Consider the following 17053-nt stretch of genomic DNA (forward strand, 5'->3'; position numbering starts at 1 on the left):
CAATATTACATAATAATCCCTCTTACTTTTAATCACAAACTCTTCTCTATAATCTGATTATTACTATATCCATTGACGTATAAAAATTCATTTGTTACTCTTAAATACGTTAAATTAATATTTAAATCCTCATTCGTATCTCGGTGAGGTAGAGGTTGCAATCATTAAGAGTATCATTTCAGGAGATGTAGTGGCATTGATGAAAGAATGAGAAAGGAATGATTGCCGAAGTAAGCCCGTGTCCACCATGCACGCTTGCTGGGTCTGCTACTTAATAAGTGCAGAACTGTCACAAACGTTTCGTTTGTGGAGAGCTATCGAGAGGTATGTCGTGGGTTTCTTATAAGATAGAAAGCATGTAGCGGCAAATTACGTGCTTTTTTTGTTTTGTTTGGGACTTCTCTTCCTGACTCAGGAAGACATACATATCTCCTCGCTTGACTTGGTTATACTAACTTTGGAGGTATTTTCTATGCAACAAAAAAAATGGGGCTTTTGGGTACTCACAGCTTTCGTTGTCGGTAATATGGTTGGCGCTGGGATTTTCATGGTGCCAAGTACGTTGGCACAAACAGCAAGCCCTCTCGGTGTCACTTTAGCTTGGTTAACAACAGGGTTTGGTGTTTTAATGCTAGCTCTTGTTTTCGGTAATTTAGCAATTCGTCGTCCTGATTTAACGACAGGACCACAAAGTCATGCATATGCTTTATTCTCAACACCAAAAAAGAAAAAAATGGCTGGTTTCAGTATGGTATGGGGATATTGGGTTGCAAACTGGGCAAGTAACGTTGCCATCATTACATCATTTGCGGGATATTTATCACTCTTCTTCCCAATTATGAAAGATACACGACTACTATTTTCAATCGGTTCGTTTAACGTAGAAGTCGGAAAACTAATTACATTTACGATTTGTTCCATCTTACTTTGGGGAACTCATATTATATTAACAAACGGTGTAAGCGGAGCTGGAAAGCTAAACTTCTTAGCAACAACAACGAAAGTAACTGGATTCCTATTATTCATCGTCGTTACGTTATTTGCATTCGAAGCTTCTAAGTTTGGACAATGGTACACGCCGATGATCGATAAATCAGGTGTATCACACGGCCTTCTTTCACAAGTAAATTTAGCTGCTCTTACAACGCTTTGGGCATTTATCGGAATTGAATCAGCCGTTCTTTTATCAAACCGTGCTGTTTCTCCAAAAACAGTAAAACGCGCAACAGTTGCTGGATTACTTATTACAGTTGCGATTTACTTAGGAATTACAATTTTAACAATGGGTGTACTTCACGTTGATACATTACAAGCCTCAGAACGTCCGTTAGCAGATGCATTAAATGCTGCAATGGGTCACGGCGGCGGGAAACTGATGGCATTACTTGCTCTTACTTCCCTCTTCGGTTCCATCTTAGGCTGGATTTTATTAAGCTCAGAAGTACCGTATCAAGCAGCAAAAGAAGGTTTCTTCCCTTCCTTCTTCGCAAAAACAAACAAAAAAGGAAGTCCAATTTATTCATTACGATTAACAAACATTATGTCGCAAGTGTTCTTATTCTCAACATTATCAGGAACAATTGCGGAAGCTTATACATTCGTTATTACCGTATCAACACTCGCCTATCTCATTCCATATCTCGTTTCACCAATCTTCCAGTTAAAACTAGTCGCTACTGGTGAGACGTATAAAAATGAAATGCGGGCAAGAATTACAGATGGTATAGTCGCAGTAATTGCACTTTGCTACGCACTATGGGTTATTAAAACAGGCGCAGCCGATATAAAAACGTTCCTTCTCGGAATTGGTTTATTCGTAATCGGCTTTGCTTTCTATCCATTAATGAATCGTGATCAGAAAAAAAATAACGAAAAGAAAAACGGGCAAGTTGCATAACGCAATTTGCTCGTTTTTTCTTTTCTAAAAACATATATAATAGAACAAAGAGGTGAAAAACATGTCAATCGAATCACTATGGAGCAACCGTTTCCAACAACATATGCAAAATATCATTACATACTTTGCACGTATGATTAACGGTTTACTATATAGCTTTATCTTTATTTCATGCGTTGGCGCATACTACTATGCTCAGTTTCTAAAAGCAGCTCCTTCTAAAGGAATATCTTTACTACTCATCACGATTGTACTTACATTCATTATAACGAGATGCCCTATCCGTACATTTATTCAAAAACCTGACGCTGTCTATTTACTAGCACTAGAAGAGAAATTAACATCTTATTTCAAAAAATCTCTTCTATATAATTACATCATTCAGCTTTTCCCATTATTATTTACGTTCCTTATTCTCGTTCCACTTGCAATGCAATCATTACAATTAACTGTACCTTTCTTATGTACAATCTTTATCGTTTTAATGGTTACGAAAGCTTGGAACATATACATACATTGGATGTGGCGTGATAGTCACGAAAAAAATATATGGCTGATTATTCGTATTGCTTGTAACGCCCTAGTCATTTATATGCTGTTTTATGTAGCAAATGTTCTCATATTAGGTGGATTACTCTTACTACTTGCTTTCCTACTTCTATACACGAAAAAACAGCCTACAAAACGAATACCGTGGGATTACATAATCGAGCAAGAAGAAAAAATGAACGTTCGTTTTTATCAATTTGCTAGCATCTTCACTGATGTTCCGCAACTAAATAAGCAAGTAAATAAAAGAAAATGGCTTACAACTTGGATTGAACCTTTATTACATAAAAAACGAGCAACATTCTTCTATTTACATACACTCGCATTTTTACGCGGGAATGATTATTTCGGTATATATATTCGCTTAGGCCTGATTGGTGCCTTCGCCTTATATTTTATACCAAACATATACGTAAAGGGCGCTATCGCTTACATCGTCCTATATATGATTTCTATGCAGCTCCGTTCCCTATGGAAATATTTTTCGGGAAATATTATTGTAGCATTATATCCAATTGATACTGAAAAACGACTGAATCAATTTCTTCACTTAATCTTTATATTGCTAAGCATTCAACTTGTTGTATTTTCAATTGTTATACTCATTGCTACTGTACAATTTTTACATAGCCTTATCATTATGATTATCGGGTTACTTTGGATCAAATTTATTATTGTACCAAAAACGAAGCAACGTGTTTCTTCGTTTTAACGAAAAGAGTTATCTTAAAAGCCAAGGAGAAAATAAACGATCTCCTTGGCTTTTTTATTTTCCTTCCTCAAACAAGAATCACCAGCACAATCGATATTTTATAATTTTACATACAAAAACGATAATACATGTTTACGTCCTAATAAAAAGGGTATCTATTAATTAACAGCGTAAAGGAGGGGCCTATATTGTGAATAAAAAAATGGAACAATTGAAGCACCACGTTACCGACAATCAACGCAAACATGCTTTAACAACAAACCAAGGAGTAAAAATAGCCGAAGATGAATTCTCTTTAAAGATGGGCTTAAGAGGCCCAACCTTAATGGAGGATTTCCACTTTCGCGAGAAAATGACCCATTTTGATCACGAGCGAATTCCCGAAAGAATTGTTCATGCACGCGGAGTTGGCGCTCATGGTTATTTTCAGCTTTATGAATCGTTAGAAGCATATACGAAAGCAGATTTTCTTACTAATCCTTCCAAGAAAACACCTGTATTTGTACGGTTCTCAACCGTTCAAGGTTCTAAAGGATCAAACGATACAGTAAGAGATGTACGCGGATTCGCCACAAAATTTTATACAGATGAAGGTAACTATGATTTAGTGGGTAATAATATGCCAGTATTCTTTATCCAAGATGCTATAAAATTCCCTGATTTTGTCCATGCAGTTAAACCAGAACCACATAATGATATTCCTCAGGGAGCTAGCGCTCATGATACATTTTGGGATTTTGTTGCGCACAATCCCGAGTCTACTCATATGGTCATGTGGCAGATGAGCGACCGTGCTATTCCGCGTAGTTTACGAATGATGGAAGGTTTTGGGGTTCATACATTTCGACTTGTTAATAAAGAAGGAAAAGCCCACTTCGTAAAATTTCACTGGAAACCTACCCTCGGAGTTCATTCATTAGTATGGGATGAAGCTCAAAGAATTGCTGGGAAAAACCCTGATTTCCATCGTCAAGATTTATATGAAGCAATTGAAAAAGGGGATTATCCGGAATGGGAGCTTGGATTGCAGCTAATTCCAGAAGAAGATGAACATGCATTTGATTTTGATATTTTAGATCCAACGAAATTATGGCCAGAAGAAGAAGTTCCTGTAAAACTAGTTGGTAAAATGACACTCAACAAAAATGTTGATAACTTCTTTGCAGAAACGGAGCAGGTAGCTTTCCACCCTGGCCATGTCGTACCAGGTATTGATTTTTCAAATGACCCTCTTCTGCAAGGAAGATTGTTCTCCTATACAGATACACAATTATCTCGTTTAGGAGGCCCTAATTTTCACCAAATTCCTATTAACCAGCCCGTATGTCCTTTTCATAATAATCAACGTGATGGCATGCATCAAATGCAGATTCATCGCGGTCAAACAAGCTATCATCCTAATGGCTTAAATAATAATCAACCAGCAACCGTGCAAGCTGAACAGGGCGGATATGAGCATTATCAAGAAAAGATTGATGGACATAAAATTAGAGGTCGCAGTAAAAGCTTCCTTAACTTTTATTCGCAAGCTAAACTTTTCTACAATAGTATGAACCCTATTGAAAAGCAGCACATAAAAGATGCATTTTGCTTTGAAGTTGGGAAGTGCAAATCAGACATGGTGAAGGCAAATGTAATTGCTCTTTTAAACCACGTCGATCGTCAATTAGCAAAGGAAGTCGCTAACATGATTGGAGCCCCTTTGCCTAAAGAAAATCACGAAATAAATTCGGATGCAAAATCACCTGCACTAAGTATGTCCAACACTATTTTTAAAGCTAATTCCAAAAATGTGGCAATTCTATTGAATGGTGACCCAAGCGTCTCCCTTCTGTCCGAATGGATTCAAGCTTTTGTACAACACCGAATGAACTATAGCATCATAGATAATAAAATTCATCAATTCAATGATTCCATTAAAGTAACGGATACTTATACAACAGCAGACTCTGCACTTTTTGATGCGGTATTAGTGTTTAGTAGCGAATCTGTCATTCAACCCCCTGTTTTAGAATTTGCAGAAACTACTTTTAAACACTTTAAACCGATAGCCTATGTCCTTAGTAATCCTCATACTTTGGACAATAGTAAAATTAAATTAGATGGAGCAGGAATTTACAACTTAGCAAACACTTCAATTGAATCATTTATAGAAGGCATTGCCCAAGGACGATTTTGGAATCGATAATATAATATAAGGAGCGGATTAGAATGAGTAAAAAAATTGCTACTTTAATAACAGATTATTTCGAGGACACAGAATACACAGAGCCAGCAGAAGCTTTTAAACAAAAGGGATATGAATTAACAACTATTGAAGCAGAAAAAGGGAAAACGGTACACGGTAAGCAAGGAAAAAGTGAAGTTGTAATTGATAAAGGTATCGATGATGTTTCTCCAGAAAACTTTGATGCGCTCTTCATACCGGGTGGATTTTCCCCAGATATACTTCGTGCAGATGAGCGTTTCGTTCGCTTTAGTAAAGCATTTATGGATGCGGAAAAACCGGTTTTTGCTATTTGTCACGGACCCCAATTACTCATCACTGCACAAACACTTGAAGGACGCGATGTGACTGGATATAAATCTATTGAAGTTGATTTAAAAAACGCTGGCGGAAACTTTCACGATAAAGAAGTAGTCGTATGCCAAAATCAGCTAGTCACAAGTAGACAACCTGAGGACATCCCAGCTTTTATTGAAGAATCGTTGCGTATATTGAGATAGTTATTAAAGATTAATCAAAGTAGCTATTTAGCTACTTTGATTAATCTTTTTATTTGTATGAAAAACAAAAAAGAACCTTATTTTAATGATCTTTTCATCCCCCCTCTTTTCTCTCCCTGGAACTTCTAATCACTTTTCATAAGCAGTTCTCATATAGTGAAAATGACTATACAATTCCTATCCATAAGTTAAATCATGATTTTACACATATATAAATACAAAAGATGGGAGCCTTATTTATGAATAACAATCCACCTTCAACGCCCCCAAATCCAACGGAAACGAATAATAATGAAGTGAGCTTACAAACGTTACGCGTCATCGGACTTATTGTACTAATTAGTGGCTACATATTAGTCACTCTTTCTGAAGTAGGAACGTTAAAAAATCTTTTACTACAACCGAGCACTACTCCAAATTTAGCTGAAGTTGATCCGTTTTAAAAGCCATATGAAAAGCGATTTCTAGCATCGCTTTTCATATCGTTTTATCCAATCTGAGAAACCTCCCCCTCATACTTCTCTCTCCCAATCGCCTTCATAAATAATAAAATACTGCTCATACCAACGATAAAGTACAGAGCACTCATGCCCCAAGATGCGATAAATGAACCTAGCATAACACCCAATGCCCCGTTCATTTTTGCCACTTGAAAGACCATTCCGTTAATCGCCATATATGAACCTCTCGCCTCATTTGGTACCATATCTGCCATAATAGATTGACGCACTGGCACATACATCATCTCGCCTACCGTTTGGAAAAGCCCTGCAATTAATAAAATCCATAAACTATTGCTCGTTCCGAGTATTGTAAATCCAATTGTATAAATGAATAAGCCTACATATAAGATTTTCAAATCGTTGAAGCTTTTCAGCAATTTAATAAGAAGTGCTGAACATAATACAACTAAAATTGTATTCTCTGCAGAAATCCAGCTCAGCATGCGAATACCTGTTAAATCAAACGTAACACCATTCCCGAATAAAAAGTGCACCGTTTCAAATTCCTTCTGCAAGCGTACTCCTAAATAATTATTAATTTGAAACTCTAACGATAATGTACATATACTTGCTGCACAAAAAATTAAAAACGCTCTATCTTTCATTACGACTTTATAACTATCCGCCATATCTTTTAATACATTTTTCTTCTCCACCGTTTTCCGTGCTATATACACTTCTTCCATATATACAGCCATCACATATAAAGTAATAACTGCAATCACTGTTAATCCGATAAACAATTGCAATCTATAGTTCTCAAATAGTAATCCGCCAAATATCGCTCCAATCGCAATGGATAAATTAATTGCCCAATAGTTAATGCTGTACATCACTTTTCGATTTTCAGGTGTACTTACATCAATTAACATTGCCTCTGTCGCAGGGTTCATAAGTCCAGATCCTAAACTATTCACTAACATAAATACAAATGTTAGCCACGGTGAATCTACATAATCGGAATTCGCAATCCCCATACAAACAATGGAAATGACTTGTATACTTTGACCGATAATCATAACCTTTTTACGACCAAGCCGGTCTCCAACATATCCACCGTATAAACCAATTACTAACGAAGCTATGACATTAATAAGTAGTAACGCACCAGCAATCGCACTACCTAACTTTATTGAAAAATAAATCGCCATAAATGGAAAAATCATCGTGGATACAGTACGTGTTAAAAACGAAGTTATAATTCTAATTTTTATATTTCGATGCATACTCCAAAATCCCATTGTTTCCCCCTCCTTATGCTTACTTATTTTACTTTGAAAAAAAGGAAGAAAAAGGTTAGAATATTCTAAAGAGTTTCCCCTTTTATGATAGAAGGAAGTGTATATATGAAAATTATGGACTATTACATTAGACTAAGACTACATGCACAAGATCAACAACATATGCGAAATAGCTTACAAGAATTAGCGGATGTTTTATATTGCAGTACGAAAAACGTAAAGATTTTATTAAAGAAAATGAGCGAGGAACAATTAATTAGCTGGACTCCAGGGCGAGGACGCGGAAATAAAACAGAAATTCTATTTATACATAATTTCGTAGAAGCGATTGAGTCCTATACAGATGAAATGTTAGCGCGAGAAAAATTAAAGGACGTTTTTCTTCTTTTAAAAGAACCCCTACCCCTTGCACTTCAAAAAAAGATAGAAAATAAACTACATCATCATTTTGGATACGAACCTTCAAATGATATGTACGACATATTAAAAATTCCTATATCGAGAAAGATATTCCCCTTAGATCCGGCTTTTGTGGCTGTAACTACAGAGAGCCATCTTACGAATCAAATTTTTGATACGTTAGTCGTTTATAACGATGTTACGGAAAAAATGGAGCCACACATTGCGCATACGTGGGAATTAAGTGAAGACGGGCTGACGTGGACTTTTTATTTACGAAAGGATGTATATTTTCATAACGAAACAGTTTTAACTTCTAAAGATGTACAATTTTCATTTGAAAGACTAAAAAAAGTTCATTCCCCTTTCGAATGGTTAACAGAAGAAATTGTTCAAATTGAAACACCATCACCACTGCAAATACGGTTCCATTTAGCAAAGCCCAACCTTTTCTTCTTACACTATGTAAGTTCCATACAACTAGCAATTTTACCGCGTGATGTGAGTATCGAAAATCATCATTATATAGGTACTGGACCTTTCAAACTTGCTCATTACTCTGAAGACAATATCGTACTCGAAGCGTTCACTCATTATTTTAAAGAGCGCGCGTTATTAGATCGTATTGAATTTTGGGGTATTCCGGATCATGTACAAATCGATGCTGATTATGAACTACCAAATGAAGAAGAAAATGAAAGGCATGATATACAAATAGAAGAAATAGGTTGTATTTATGCTGGCTTCAACTTTACAAAACCTGGTCCTCATCACGACATTTACTTTCGAAAGGCTTGGAGAGAACTATATGACGTTGAAATGATACTTCGTAACATAGAAGGAAGACGAACAATTGCTGCATCAAGCTTTTTCCCTGAAAGAAGCCGCCAAGCTACTAAAAGGTCCTACTCTTTAGAAAAAGCGAAAGAGTATTTAAAAAAGAGCACTTATAATGGAGAGACGATACATATTTACTTCTTCGCATTTAAAGATAGTGCAAATGATGCATATTTCTTAAAAGAACGATGTGAAAGTTTAGGTATACAAGTAGAGCTTCACCCATTTCTCGTTTCAGATTATATGAACCGTTCTATCGATCAACATGCCGATATTATTTTCATGGGAGAAGTGTTTGCTGCCGATCATGAACTTGCATTCTTAAATGTATTTAAAAATAAAAGTTGCTTCGTAAACCGGTTCATGGACCCGCACTATGAAAAACAAATTAACTGCTTACTTGATACATTTTTATTAGAAGAAAATAAAGAAAAGCGCTACGAGCTCATGTATGAGATCGAAGAATTTTTACAAACAGAACACATCATTTTATTTAACTATCACGTTTTGAAAAGAAAGACATACCCTTCTTCTTTAAAAAACGTAACAATTGATTCATTCGGTTGGGCAAATTTTGCGAAGTTATGGATACAGCCATCCACTTATTAAATTATGTGGGCTTTTATAAAAGGAGAAAAACATGAAACGTATAAACTTATATTTTATGAGTTTATACGCTATTAGACTTCTCCATATATGTGCATCAATTTAAAAATTTTATAATGTCCCCACAAGATAAAATCTATATTTTTTCTTGTGAGGGTATACACGCAAAGCAACTAAATCTTTGGCTTGTTATTTACTGGTTCGTTGCACAAACTAAACAACTTTAAAGAGCCATTCCACAATAAAAAGTAGAATGGCTCTTATATTTTTATATCAAAATTTATATTGATTCTACAAACACAAAACTTAGGGGCATAAATATTAGTAATTGTTTTTATGAAAGTATTAGTATGACAATGGAGAGTTTAGAGTAATACGAAGTTTCACCCGATTAAACAATAAAGTGCCCCCAATTATTAGCATTAAATAATTCATTTTTTCGTTGATCATTACTATGAGTATGGATACGCAATATATTCTTTTCCAAAGTACAAAAAATCCCTAACATATTATATATGATAGGGATTCATTTCATAATCATTTTATAAATTGAACCTTGATAACTCTGATAAGGGGTTTTATTACTTCGCAAAACTCTCAGCTAACTGTTTCTCTCTCCACATAAATGTAATAGCGAGACCAACTATTAAGACAACTCCTGAAAATGCATATGGATAATGAATATTCATATCAAATAATATTCCGCCCATCGCTGGTCCTGCTATATTTCCTAAACTCGTATAAGTCGAGTTCATACCAGCAACGAATCCTTGCTCTTTTCCAGCTGCTTTTGATAAAAATGTCGTTAAAGCTGGGCGAAGCAAATCAAATGCAAGGAAAATAAAGCAAGTAACGAGAAGTACAATCCAATAATTAAAGACTACAGTTGAAACGAACGCTAATACTGCACCTACAATTAAACAGATTTGAATTAACACTTTTTCACCGAACATATCAACTAATTTACCAAACATAAATACTTGCACAACTACCCCAAAGATTGAACTAATTGTAATAATTGCCGCAATATCTTTCGGTGTGAACCCAAACTTATGATCAGAAAACAGACTAAACACAGTTTCATACGCCGATAAACCAAATGCAAGGACAAATACGATAATAAATGCGATTGCATACATTGGATGTAATGATTTCTTTAAATCTCCAATAAAACTTGATTCTTTCGTATTAGAAGAAATCTCTGCAAGCTCTTCTTTCGTTAACGGCTCTTTTAAAATAAAAATCGAAATGACACATGCTATAAAAGCAATTGCTGCTGCAACGAAAAACGGCACACGTATACCGTATTCTGCAATAAATCCGCCGATTCCAGGTCCTATAATAAATCCGGTACTAATAGCAGCAGATAAATATCCCATCGCCTTTGGACGTTCCTGTATAGATGTAATATCCGCAACATATGCCGTAACACCAGGCATAATAAACGCAGCACTAATTCCGCCTAACACCCTCGCTGCATAGAGCATCCATACATCTGTTCCTAATCCAAACAGAAGCTCTGAAACACCAAAAATAAATAATCCAATGATTATCATTTTCTTTCTACCATAAAGGTCGACCCACCGGCCTGTAATAGGTGAAGCAATAAGTTGAGCCATTGCGAATACTGCAACGAGATACCCCATCGTCTTCCCTGTTAAATGCATATCATTCATAAAAGACGGCATAACCGGAATAATTAATCCAATCCCTAAAAAAGCGATAAATATATTACTCAAAAGAATGACCAATACCATCTTTTGTTCTTTTATCGGTTTCTTCACTTTTAACACCTCTTCCCGTAAATTCCTCTCAAAAAACAATGCCCAAGAAGCTTTTTCTTTATCCTGCTATTTATGGGCTAATAATGAGTGAAGATGTCCCACTCATTAGAATTTCACTCTATCCTTCCACACATACATACGCATTAGGTGAATGACTATCATTCAGTTTTCCTCAAAAATGAACCTACCTTTTCAGACAGGTTCATCCCACTATTTCTTTATATGTAGTGCATGTGTTAAAAAATCTAGTACTTCTGCCTTTTGCAAATCCACTTGCTCATCATCTTTATGATCATATAAATAAACTTGTTCCGCTGCTGATTCAACTAGAGCGATAAATAACTTCGCTGTTCGCTCTGCGTGTACCGACTCACGAATTTCACCCGCTTCTTTCGCCTCACCTAAAAATTCACTTAGCCACATATAAAGAGGCTCATACACAGCTTCCCATTCTTTTATATGTTCTGTAGATGCAAGACCCGCATACATTAAAGCTTGTATTTCACGATATTCCTCTATGAAGTGAAACACCGCATCTATTACTTGCGTTACTTTACTTAAGAAAGACGCATCGTTTTGCACTTTTTCTTTTACTGCAAGTATCATCTTTTCAACCATCACTTCTGCTATTGCAGGCATAACAGATAACTTAGAAGGAAAATATAAATAGAAAGTTCCTTGTGCAATGCCAGCTAATTTCACGATATCAGAAATCTTCGTTTTTTCAACGCCCTTTTCCTGAAATACTTCAATCGCTGCATAGACAATTTTCTCTTTTTTATTCATCATCTAAACCCTTTCACACGCGTATTGAATGACTGTCACTCATTTTATAGAATAACTAGCTGTACTGTCAATTATCGTGTACTTTTTATAATAAAAATCTCCTAACGACTTGTTAGGAGATACAGTATATCTTTACGAAAGAGCCTTTAATCCTGTCACTCCGCATACAATAAGAGCCACACTAATGATACGCGCTTTACTTTTCGACTCACCAAACAAGAACATGTTTAATAAAACGGCTCCCGCTGTTCCAATACCAATCCAAACCGCATACGCGACACTTACTTGTAAAAATAAGAAAGATGTATACAAGAATGCGAAGGATGTAGCAAAGCCACCTATATAAAGTGCCCCATTTGCTAACGTTTTATCTTTACTATACATTTTAAGACCGATCACACCGACTATTTCACTAATTGCAGCACAAAATACGAAAAACCAACCCATTTTTAAGCAGCTCCTTCCACAGTTTCTTCCTTATTATCAGCTAGCTTTAAACCGATAACGCCGGCTACAACCATCACGATAAAGAATAATTTTCCTACACTGAAACTCCCGCCAAAAAGGAAGACATCCATTAAGAAAGTACCTACCGTACCAGCTCCGGCGAACACAGCATATACGGTCCCTGTTGCAAGATGTTCACACGCTTTAGAAAGGAAGTGAAAATCAACAGCGATAACTCCTAAAATGATAATCCAATGCCACCAAGTATTGGCCGTATTAAAACCAAACACCCAAAAAATTTCAAAGATACATGTTAATATGACATATAACCAAGCTTTATTTTTCATACCTCTCACCTCTTATGACTGACTATCAGTCATTTTGTTTTAAAAAAATATGCTCTTTCATCACTACTATATATAAACAACTATCATCCTCATTTACCTTTTGTATTTGTTCCGTTTTCAAACTAACTACATCCTGACACAGAATATGACTGAATGTCATTCATATGTATTGTACATGAATATTTTAAAAACTGTCAATGCCGAAAGTTTATTTAAAATTTCTTTCATCTGATTTGTATATTTCCTAATAATCTGTCAATACTGCTAGTAACATAATATTTTCTCCACTCCCCCTTGGAGAGATCCCTTGAATAGAGCAGTTAGCTTTTGCTAGCTGCTCTTATTTCTTTTGCTTCATCCAACGTACCGAATCATCGCCACCTCATCACAATAATCTACCTTTGGACAATGTCTACAATCAATCCATACCTTCTCTGGTAACGCCTCTCTATTCACAAAATCAAACCCGCACTTTTGAAAAAATTCCGTTTCATATGTTAAAGAAATAACTCTGCTCACTTTTATTTTCGCTGCCTCATTTATTACATGGTTTACTAACATACGTCCGATACCTTTCCCTGCATAAGTATGCGAAACGACTAACGATCGTACTTCTGCAAGGTCCTCCCCTAATACATGTAAACCAGCAACTCCGACGATTTCCCCCTCTTTTTTCACAACATATAAACATTGTAAATATTGATAGAGAGACAAAAGAGAACGCGGTAAAACCACTCCCTCTTTTGCATAAACTTCAATGAGACTATAAATTTCTTTCACATCACTCGTAACCGCATTACAGATTTTCATATGCTATCCCCTTGCCCCCGATATTAATATTTATAACCCAAAATGAATTTTAATACATAATTTTATATAATAATACATCTCTCTTTTCTTCTCGTCAATCACTTTATACAAACAAAAAACCAAGCAATCTAATCGATGCTCGGTTCCTCATTTCGTATCGGTAATACCGTCGAATATTTAATTTCACGTAGTGCTAAACTCGTCTGTATCCTTGTAATACCAAGCTTATTTAGCTTTCTAATAAACTGTTCCAGCTCTTTACGATCACGATTTGCAACCTTTAATAAATAATCATACTCCCCTGTTAAACAGTGACATTCTAACACTTCCGGCATCGCTTCTAATTCTTTTTCCAACACTTCAAGTTTATCCGATTGATGAATATTCGTACTCATAAAAATGAAGCATAACAAATCAAAACCAAGCTTTTCTTGATTTAAAATAGCTACTTGCTTATCAATGAATCCTTCTCCATCTAATCTTTTTATTCTCGCATGCATTGCAGCTGGTGATAAATTAACACGTCGTGCAAGCTCTGCATTACTTACTTGTGACTCCTTCTGCAATATATCTAAAATTTGTACGTCTAGATCATCCAACACTTTAATAACAGACGACTCCATCGAAATCCTCCTTTTTATTACCGATGATTATTCGAAAAAACACCTTATAACTTATATAAAACTGAATATTTTTCTGTGAATTTCATTTATAACAAAACATTTTATCGACTTTTATTCATTATACAAAATAATATATTACACAATAAAGAAAAATGCTAAAATTATTTACAATTCACATTGATTACAACAAAGGGGATTTTAATATGCCTTATTTTTATGTATTTTTACTATTACTAACGAGCTTATTATGGGGAGGAAACTTTGTCGTTGGAAAATCACTTGTTGATCACGCATCTCCAATGACACTTACAAGTTTAAGATGGATGATTGCGATTGTTTGTTTATTACCAATGGTATGGTTTAAAGAAAAGAAAATCATTCCACCACGCGCTGCGATACTTCCGTTAATATTGATGGGAATTTCAGGGGTTGCTCTTTTTAACATCTTTCAATTTCTAGCATTAGAAAAAACATCCGCAACAAATGTAGGGCTTATTTCTACATTAAACGCGATTTCCATTGCACTATTTTCTGTCTTATTTCTAAAAGAAAAAGTAAATACACTTCAAATTTTATCTATGATTCTTTCATTCTTCGGGGTTATCCTCGTCCTATTAAAAGGTAACTTTACCCTTTTATTTTCACTACATTTTAATAGTGGCGATTTATGGATGATCGCGGCTGTTTGTATTTGGGGAATGTATTCTGTTTGTAGTAAATGGGCAACAAAGACAACAACACCACTTATGGCGACGCTATACTCTGGTATTTTCGGCGTTATTTTATTACTGCCATTTAATATAGAGAGCTTCACTGTTACAAATATAAATACTTCTTTCATAACTTCACTTTTATATACAGGGCTTATTTCCACAGTTCTTTGCATGGTATTTTGGAATATTGGCGTACAAAAATTAGGAGCAACTACATCAGGTATTTTTCTAAACTTCAACCCCATCTTCACAGCTATTTTAGCATTCCTTTTCCTCGGAGAAGAATTAACGTGGATTCAAATTTTAGGGACAATGATCGTTGTGACAGGATGTTATTTATTTTCCCATTTCAAAACGGTTACTGTTCAGCCAACTAGAGCTTTAATGCGAAAACATTCTTAATCCAAAAACATCGCCACCGAAGTGGCGATGTTTTTATTTACGTTTCATTTCTTTCACATACTGCTTTTCTTCTTCTGGCGATAAACGTTCTGTCGCCTTTCCAGTATCACCACCTTGAATTTCCCACAAAAAGTTATGCTCCTCAACCGTTTGTGAAAAATCCCCTTTCTCCCAGCGCTCCAAAGTAGAAAGTAACTCTGACTTATATTTAAAATTCGTACTGCTTTCTACTGCGTTCTTCGCACCACGAATTTCCTTATTTGTCATTTCAATAAATCCCCATTTTTCAGAGGATTTCACTTTTTGATGTACCATCCTATGCATTGTAGAAATAATTTCAGCTTCACTAACTTGTTGCTTCTCTTCCTCTGCTTTCTTTCCTTGTTGTCCCATTACTTTTTGTGCTTTAAGACTCTTCTCCTCTTCTTCTATATAATTAATACCTTTAGTAACACCGAATACAGCTCCTATCGCAATTACGATCACTGTAATTGTCCCTATAATCCATTTTTTCATATTATGTATTCCCCATTCCCCTAATAATCACATAAACAAATGGAATCGCCTGCACACAGTCGATTCCATTTGTTTCCTTATTTCATTTTAAACCTTAAGCGCTTCTCGCACAATATAACTATCCACACATTGCTTGAATTTTATGATTTTTCCATTTTCAAGTTGCCATACATGAACAAATTCTGCTTCAAATGATTTTCCTGTTTCTTTATAAACTCCTGAATAAACACCTTCAGCAATAATTACATCTTTTTCACTTACTTCATGATACGTATTTACACTTGCTTTATAAGCATCCCATTCTGATCCTAATCGGCTAAATACATTTTCCATTATTGCTTCTACACCGATATAAGTTCCCCCGTACGGGAATCCTTCTGCCTCTGTCCATTCTACTTTTTCAGAGAGGGCTTCTGCTAAATGTTTTGCATTCGAAGAAGCTGATCCTTCATATGTACTTCGAATAATTTCTAAATTTGATTTAGACATGTTACTTCCTCCCGTTATATTTATTTTTCGCACAAGATGTAACCAAACATGTTACAACTTGTGCGAAAAAATATTTAAATTATTTTATTCTTAATCTAAGAGTTGTAATTATTATAGTTACAATAATGATTCAAGTCAACAATTTATAAATAGAGTCTACTGCGTTTTCATTACTTTCTCTTTTATGAAACGGTCTACATATCCTTCTGCTTTTACAACGAATAAATATGCACCCATTGCTAATAATGCAAGGTCTAATTCATATCCTGGATTCTTTCCATCTCCTAATAATCCTGCTGCTCCATTTACCTTTACGATAGCTCCAGCTAAAATAAGAGCGAATAACAATCCTACATATTTTACGCCTAAACCGATAATTAATAATATACCACCAACTAATTCAACTGTTGCTACGCCATATGCAAGACCGCCTGGTAAGCCAATGCTTGTAAACCAGCCTGCTACATTATCGATACCTGATTGAAACTTCGCTAAACCATGTGCAAAGAACGTTACTCCTAACACGATACGAATAATTAAGTTACCAATGTATTGATTCATTTTGAACTCTCCTTTTTGTTTTGTTATGGTGAACTTTTATTTACAAGTCAAAACAATACGATATTTCATTTCATTCGTCAAATACTTTTTTAAAGAAAACAAAA

General features: G+C 35.3%; 17 protein-coding genes and 1 riboswitch. Of the genes, 7 read left to right on the forward strand and 10 right to left on the reverse strand.

Annotation, left to right across the window (positions count from 1 at the left end; genetic code table 11):
* Positions 1-141 precede the first annotated feature (141 nt).
* Positions 142-325: riboswitch (Lysine riboswitch) on the forward strand.
* Between the two features lie 147 nt (positions 326-472).
* From RCJ96_RS10470 to RCJ96_RS10490, 5 genes are all read left to right on the forward strand, one after another.
* Positions 473-1897 carry an amino acid permease gene (locus RCJ96_RS10470; RefSeq protein ID WP_074609016.1) on the forward strand — a complete coding sequence of 475 codons (1425 nt, stop codon included), beginning with the start codon at positions 473-475 and terminating at the stop codon, positions 1895-1897.
* Positions 1898-1958: 61 nt separating this feature from the next.
* Positions 1959-3158, forward strand: a complete 1200-nt coding sequence (locus RCJ96_RS10475; protein WP_446699782.1) for an ABC transporter permease — start codon at positions 1959-1961, stop codon at positions 3156-3158.
* Positions 3159-3348: 190 nt separating this feature from the next.
* On the forward strand, positions 3349-5346 hold the full coding sequence (locus RCJ96_RS10480) for a catalase (RefSeq protein ID WP_270794813.1): 1998 nt from the start codon (positions 3349-3351) through the stop codon (positions 5344-5346).
* 23 nt (positions 5347-5369) lie between these two features.
* Positions 5370-5885 (forward strand): type 1 glutamine amidotransferase domain-containing protein, encoded by a 516-nt coding sequence (locus RCJ96_RS10485; RefSeq protein ID WP_242304067.1) that lies wholly within the window; start codon positions 5370-5372, stop codon positions 5883-5885.
* A gap of 239 nt (positions 5886-6124) precedes the next feature.
* Positions 6125-6328 (forward strand): hypothetical protein, encoded by a 204-nt coding sequence (locus RCJ96_RS10490; protein WP_001063866.1) that lies wholly within the window; start codon positions 6125-6127, stop codon positions 6326-6328.
* A gap of 44 nt (positions 6329-6372) precedes the next feature.
* Here the strand turns inward: RCJ96_RS10490 and RCJ96_RS10495 are convergent, their stop codons facing one another.
* Positions 6373-7629, reverse strand: coding sequence for an MDR family MFS transporter (locus tag RCJ96_RS10495; protein ID WP_270794816.1), 1257 nt, complete (start codon positions 7627-7629; stop codon positions 6373-6375).
* Between the two features lie 84 nt (positions 7630-7713).
* Between RCJ96_RS10495 and RCJ96_RS10500 the strand changes: the two genes are divergently transcribed.
* A complete protein-coding gene (locus tag RCJ96_RS10500; RefSeq protein WP_416504277.1) occupies positions 7714-9474 on the forward strand; it encodes an SgrR family transcriptional regulator in 1761 nt (586 codons plus the stop codon).
* Positions 9475-10052: 578 nt separating this feature from the next.
* On the opposite strand, the gene RCJ96_RS10505 is transcribed toward RCJ96_RS10500, so the two are convergent.
* From RCJ96_RS10505 to RCJ96_RS10530, 6 genes are all read right to left on the reverse strand, one after another.
* The gene (locus RCJ96_RS10505; protein ID WP_242304072.1) at positions 10053-11255 is read right to left on the reverse strand and encodes an MFS transporter; all 1203 of its coding nucleotides are present in this window, start codon (positions 11253-11255) and stop codon (positions 10053-10055) included.
* Between the two features lie 210 nt (positions 11256-11465).
* Positions 11466-12044, reverse strand: coding sequence for a TetR family transcriptional regulator (locus tag RCJ96_RS10510; protein ID WP_416504278.1), 579 nt, complete (start codon positions 12042-12044; stop codon positions 11466-11468).
* Positions 12045-12173: 129 nt separating this feature from the next.
* The gene (locus tag RCJ96_RS10515; RefSeq protein WP_000539674.1) at positions 12174-12488 is read right to left on the reverse strand and encodes a DMT family transporter; all 315 of its coding nucleotides are present in this window, start codon (positions 12486-12488) and stop codon (positions 12174-12176) included.
* Between the two features lie 2 nt (positions 12489-12490).
* Positions 12491-12835 carry a DMT family transporter gene (locus tag RCJ96_RS10520; protein WP_000790626.1) on the reverse strand — a complete coding sequence of 115 codons (345 nt, stop codon included), beginning with the start codon at positions 12833-12835 and terminating at the stop codon, positions 12491-12493.
* A gap of 354 nt (positions 12836-13189) precedes the next feature.
* A complete protein-coding gene (locus RCJ96_RS10525; protein ID WP_242304074.1) occupies positions 13190-13645 on the reverse strand; it encodes an N-acetyltransferase in 456 nt (151 codons plus the stop codon).
* A 128-nt stretch (positions 13646-13773) separates the two neighbouring features.
* On the reverse strand, positions 13774-14268 hold the full coding sequence (locus RCJ96_RS10530; RefSeq protein ID WP_000446106.1) for an Lrp/AsnC family transcriptional regulator: 495 nt from the start codon (positions 14266-14268) through the stop codon (positions 13774-13776).
* 203 nt (positions 14269-14471) lie between these two features.
* Here RCJ96_RS10530 and RCJ96_RS10535 point away from each other — a divergent pair, with 203 nt between their 5' ends.
* Entirely contained in the window at positions 14472-15383 is a 912-nt protein-coding gene (locus RCJ96_RS10535; protein WP_242304076.1) for a DMT family transporter, read from the forward strand.
* Positions 15384-15416: 33 nt separating this feature from the next.
* Here RCJ96_RS10535 and RCJ96_RS10540 read toward each other — a convergent pair whose 3' ends face one another.
* From RCJ96_RS10540 to RCJ96_RS10550, 3 genes are all read right to left on the reverse strand, one after another.
* Complete coding sequence (locus tag RCJ96_RS10540) at positions 15417-15899, reverse strand: DUF6241 domain-containing protein (RefSeq protein ID WP_242304078.1); 483 nt, start codon at positions 15897-15899, stop codon at positions 15417-15419.
* Between the two features lie 87 nt (positions 15900-15986).
* Positions 15987-16388, reverse strand: a complete 402-nt coding sequence (locus RCJ96_RS10545; protein ID WP_242304079.1) for a nuclear transport factor 2 family protein — start codon at positions 16386-16388, stop codon at positions 15987-15989.
* A gap of 156 nt (positions 16389-16544) precedes the next feature.
* Complete coding sequence (locus RCJ96_RS10550; protein ID WP_316150303.1) at positions 16545-16949, reverse strand: DoxX family protein; 405 nt, start codon at positions 16947-16949, stop codon at positions 16545-16547.
* Positions 16950-17053: the final 104 nt, after the last annotated feature.

The sequence above is a fragment of the Bacillus sp. BSL6 genome (assembly GCF_052928345.1).

Bases quoted from the DNA above. Each gene is read 5' to 3' on its own strand.
- RCJ96_RS10470 (WP_074609016.1), top strand. From the start codon at position 473: ATGCAACAAAAAAAATGGGGCTTTTGGGTACTCACAGCTTTCGTTGTC.
- RCJ96_RS10475 (WP_446699782.1), top strand. From the start codon at position 1,959: ATGTCAATCGAATCACTATGGAGCAACCGTTTCCAACAACATATGCAA.
- RCJ96_RS10485 (WP_242304067.1), top strand. From the start codon at position 5,370: ATGAGTAAAAAAATTGCTACTTTAATAACAGATTATTTCGAGGACACA.
- RCJ96_RS10490 (WP_001063866.1), top strand. From the start codon at position 6,125: ATGAATAACAATCCACCTTCAACGCCCCCAAATCCAACGGAAACGAAT.
- RCJ96_RS10495 (WP_270794816.1), bottom strand. From the start codon at position 7,629: ATGGGATTTTGGAGTATGCATCGAAATATAAAAATTAGAATTATAACT.
- RCJ96_RS10500 (WP_416504277.1), top strand. From the start codon at position 7,714: ATGATAGAAGGAAGTGTATATATGAAAATTATGGACTATTACATTAGA.
- RCJ96_RS10510 (WP_416504278.1), bottom strand. From the start codon at position 12,044: ATGATGAATAAAAAAGAGAAAATTGTCTATGCAGCGATTGAAGTATTT.
- RCJ96_RS10515 (WP_000539674.1), bottom strand. From the start codon at position 12,488: ATGGGTTGGTTTTTCGTATTTTGTGCTGCAATTAGTGAAATAGTCGGT.
- RCJ96_RS10520 (WP_000790626.1), bottom strand. From the start codon at position 12,835: ATGAAAAATAAAGCTTGGTTATATGTCATATTAACATGTATCTTTGAA.
- RCJ96_RS10525 (WP_242304074.1), bottom strand. From the start codon at position 13,645: ATGAAAATCTGTAATGCGGTTACGAGTGATGTGAAAGAAATTTATAGT.
- RCJ96_RS10530 (WP_000446106.1), bottom strand. From the start codon at position 14,268: ATGGAGTCGTCTGTTATTAAAGTGTTGGATGATCTAGACGTACAAATT.
- RCJ96_RS10535 (WP_242304076.1), top strand. From the start codon at position 14,472: ATGCCTTATTTTTATGTATTTTTACTATTACTAACGAGCTTATTATGG.
- RCJ96_RS10540 (WP_242304078.1), bottom strand. From the start codon at position 15,899: ATGAAAAAATGGATTATAGGGACAATTACAGTGATCGTAATTGCGATA.
- RCJ96_RS10545 (WP_242304079.1), bottom strand. From the start codon at position 16,388: ATGTCTAAATCAAATTTAGAAATTATTCGAAGTACATATGAAGGATCA.
- RCJ96_RS10550 (WP_316150303.1), bottom strand. From the start codon at position 16,949: ATGAATCAATACATTGGTAACTTAATTATTCGTATCGTGTTAGGAGTA.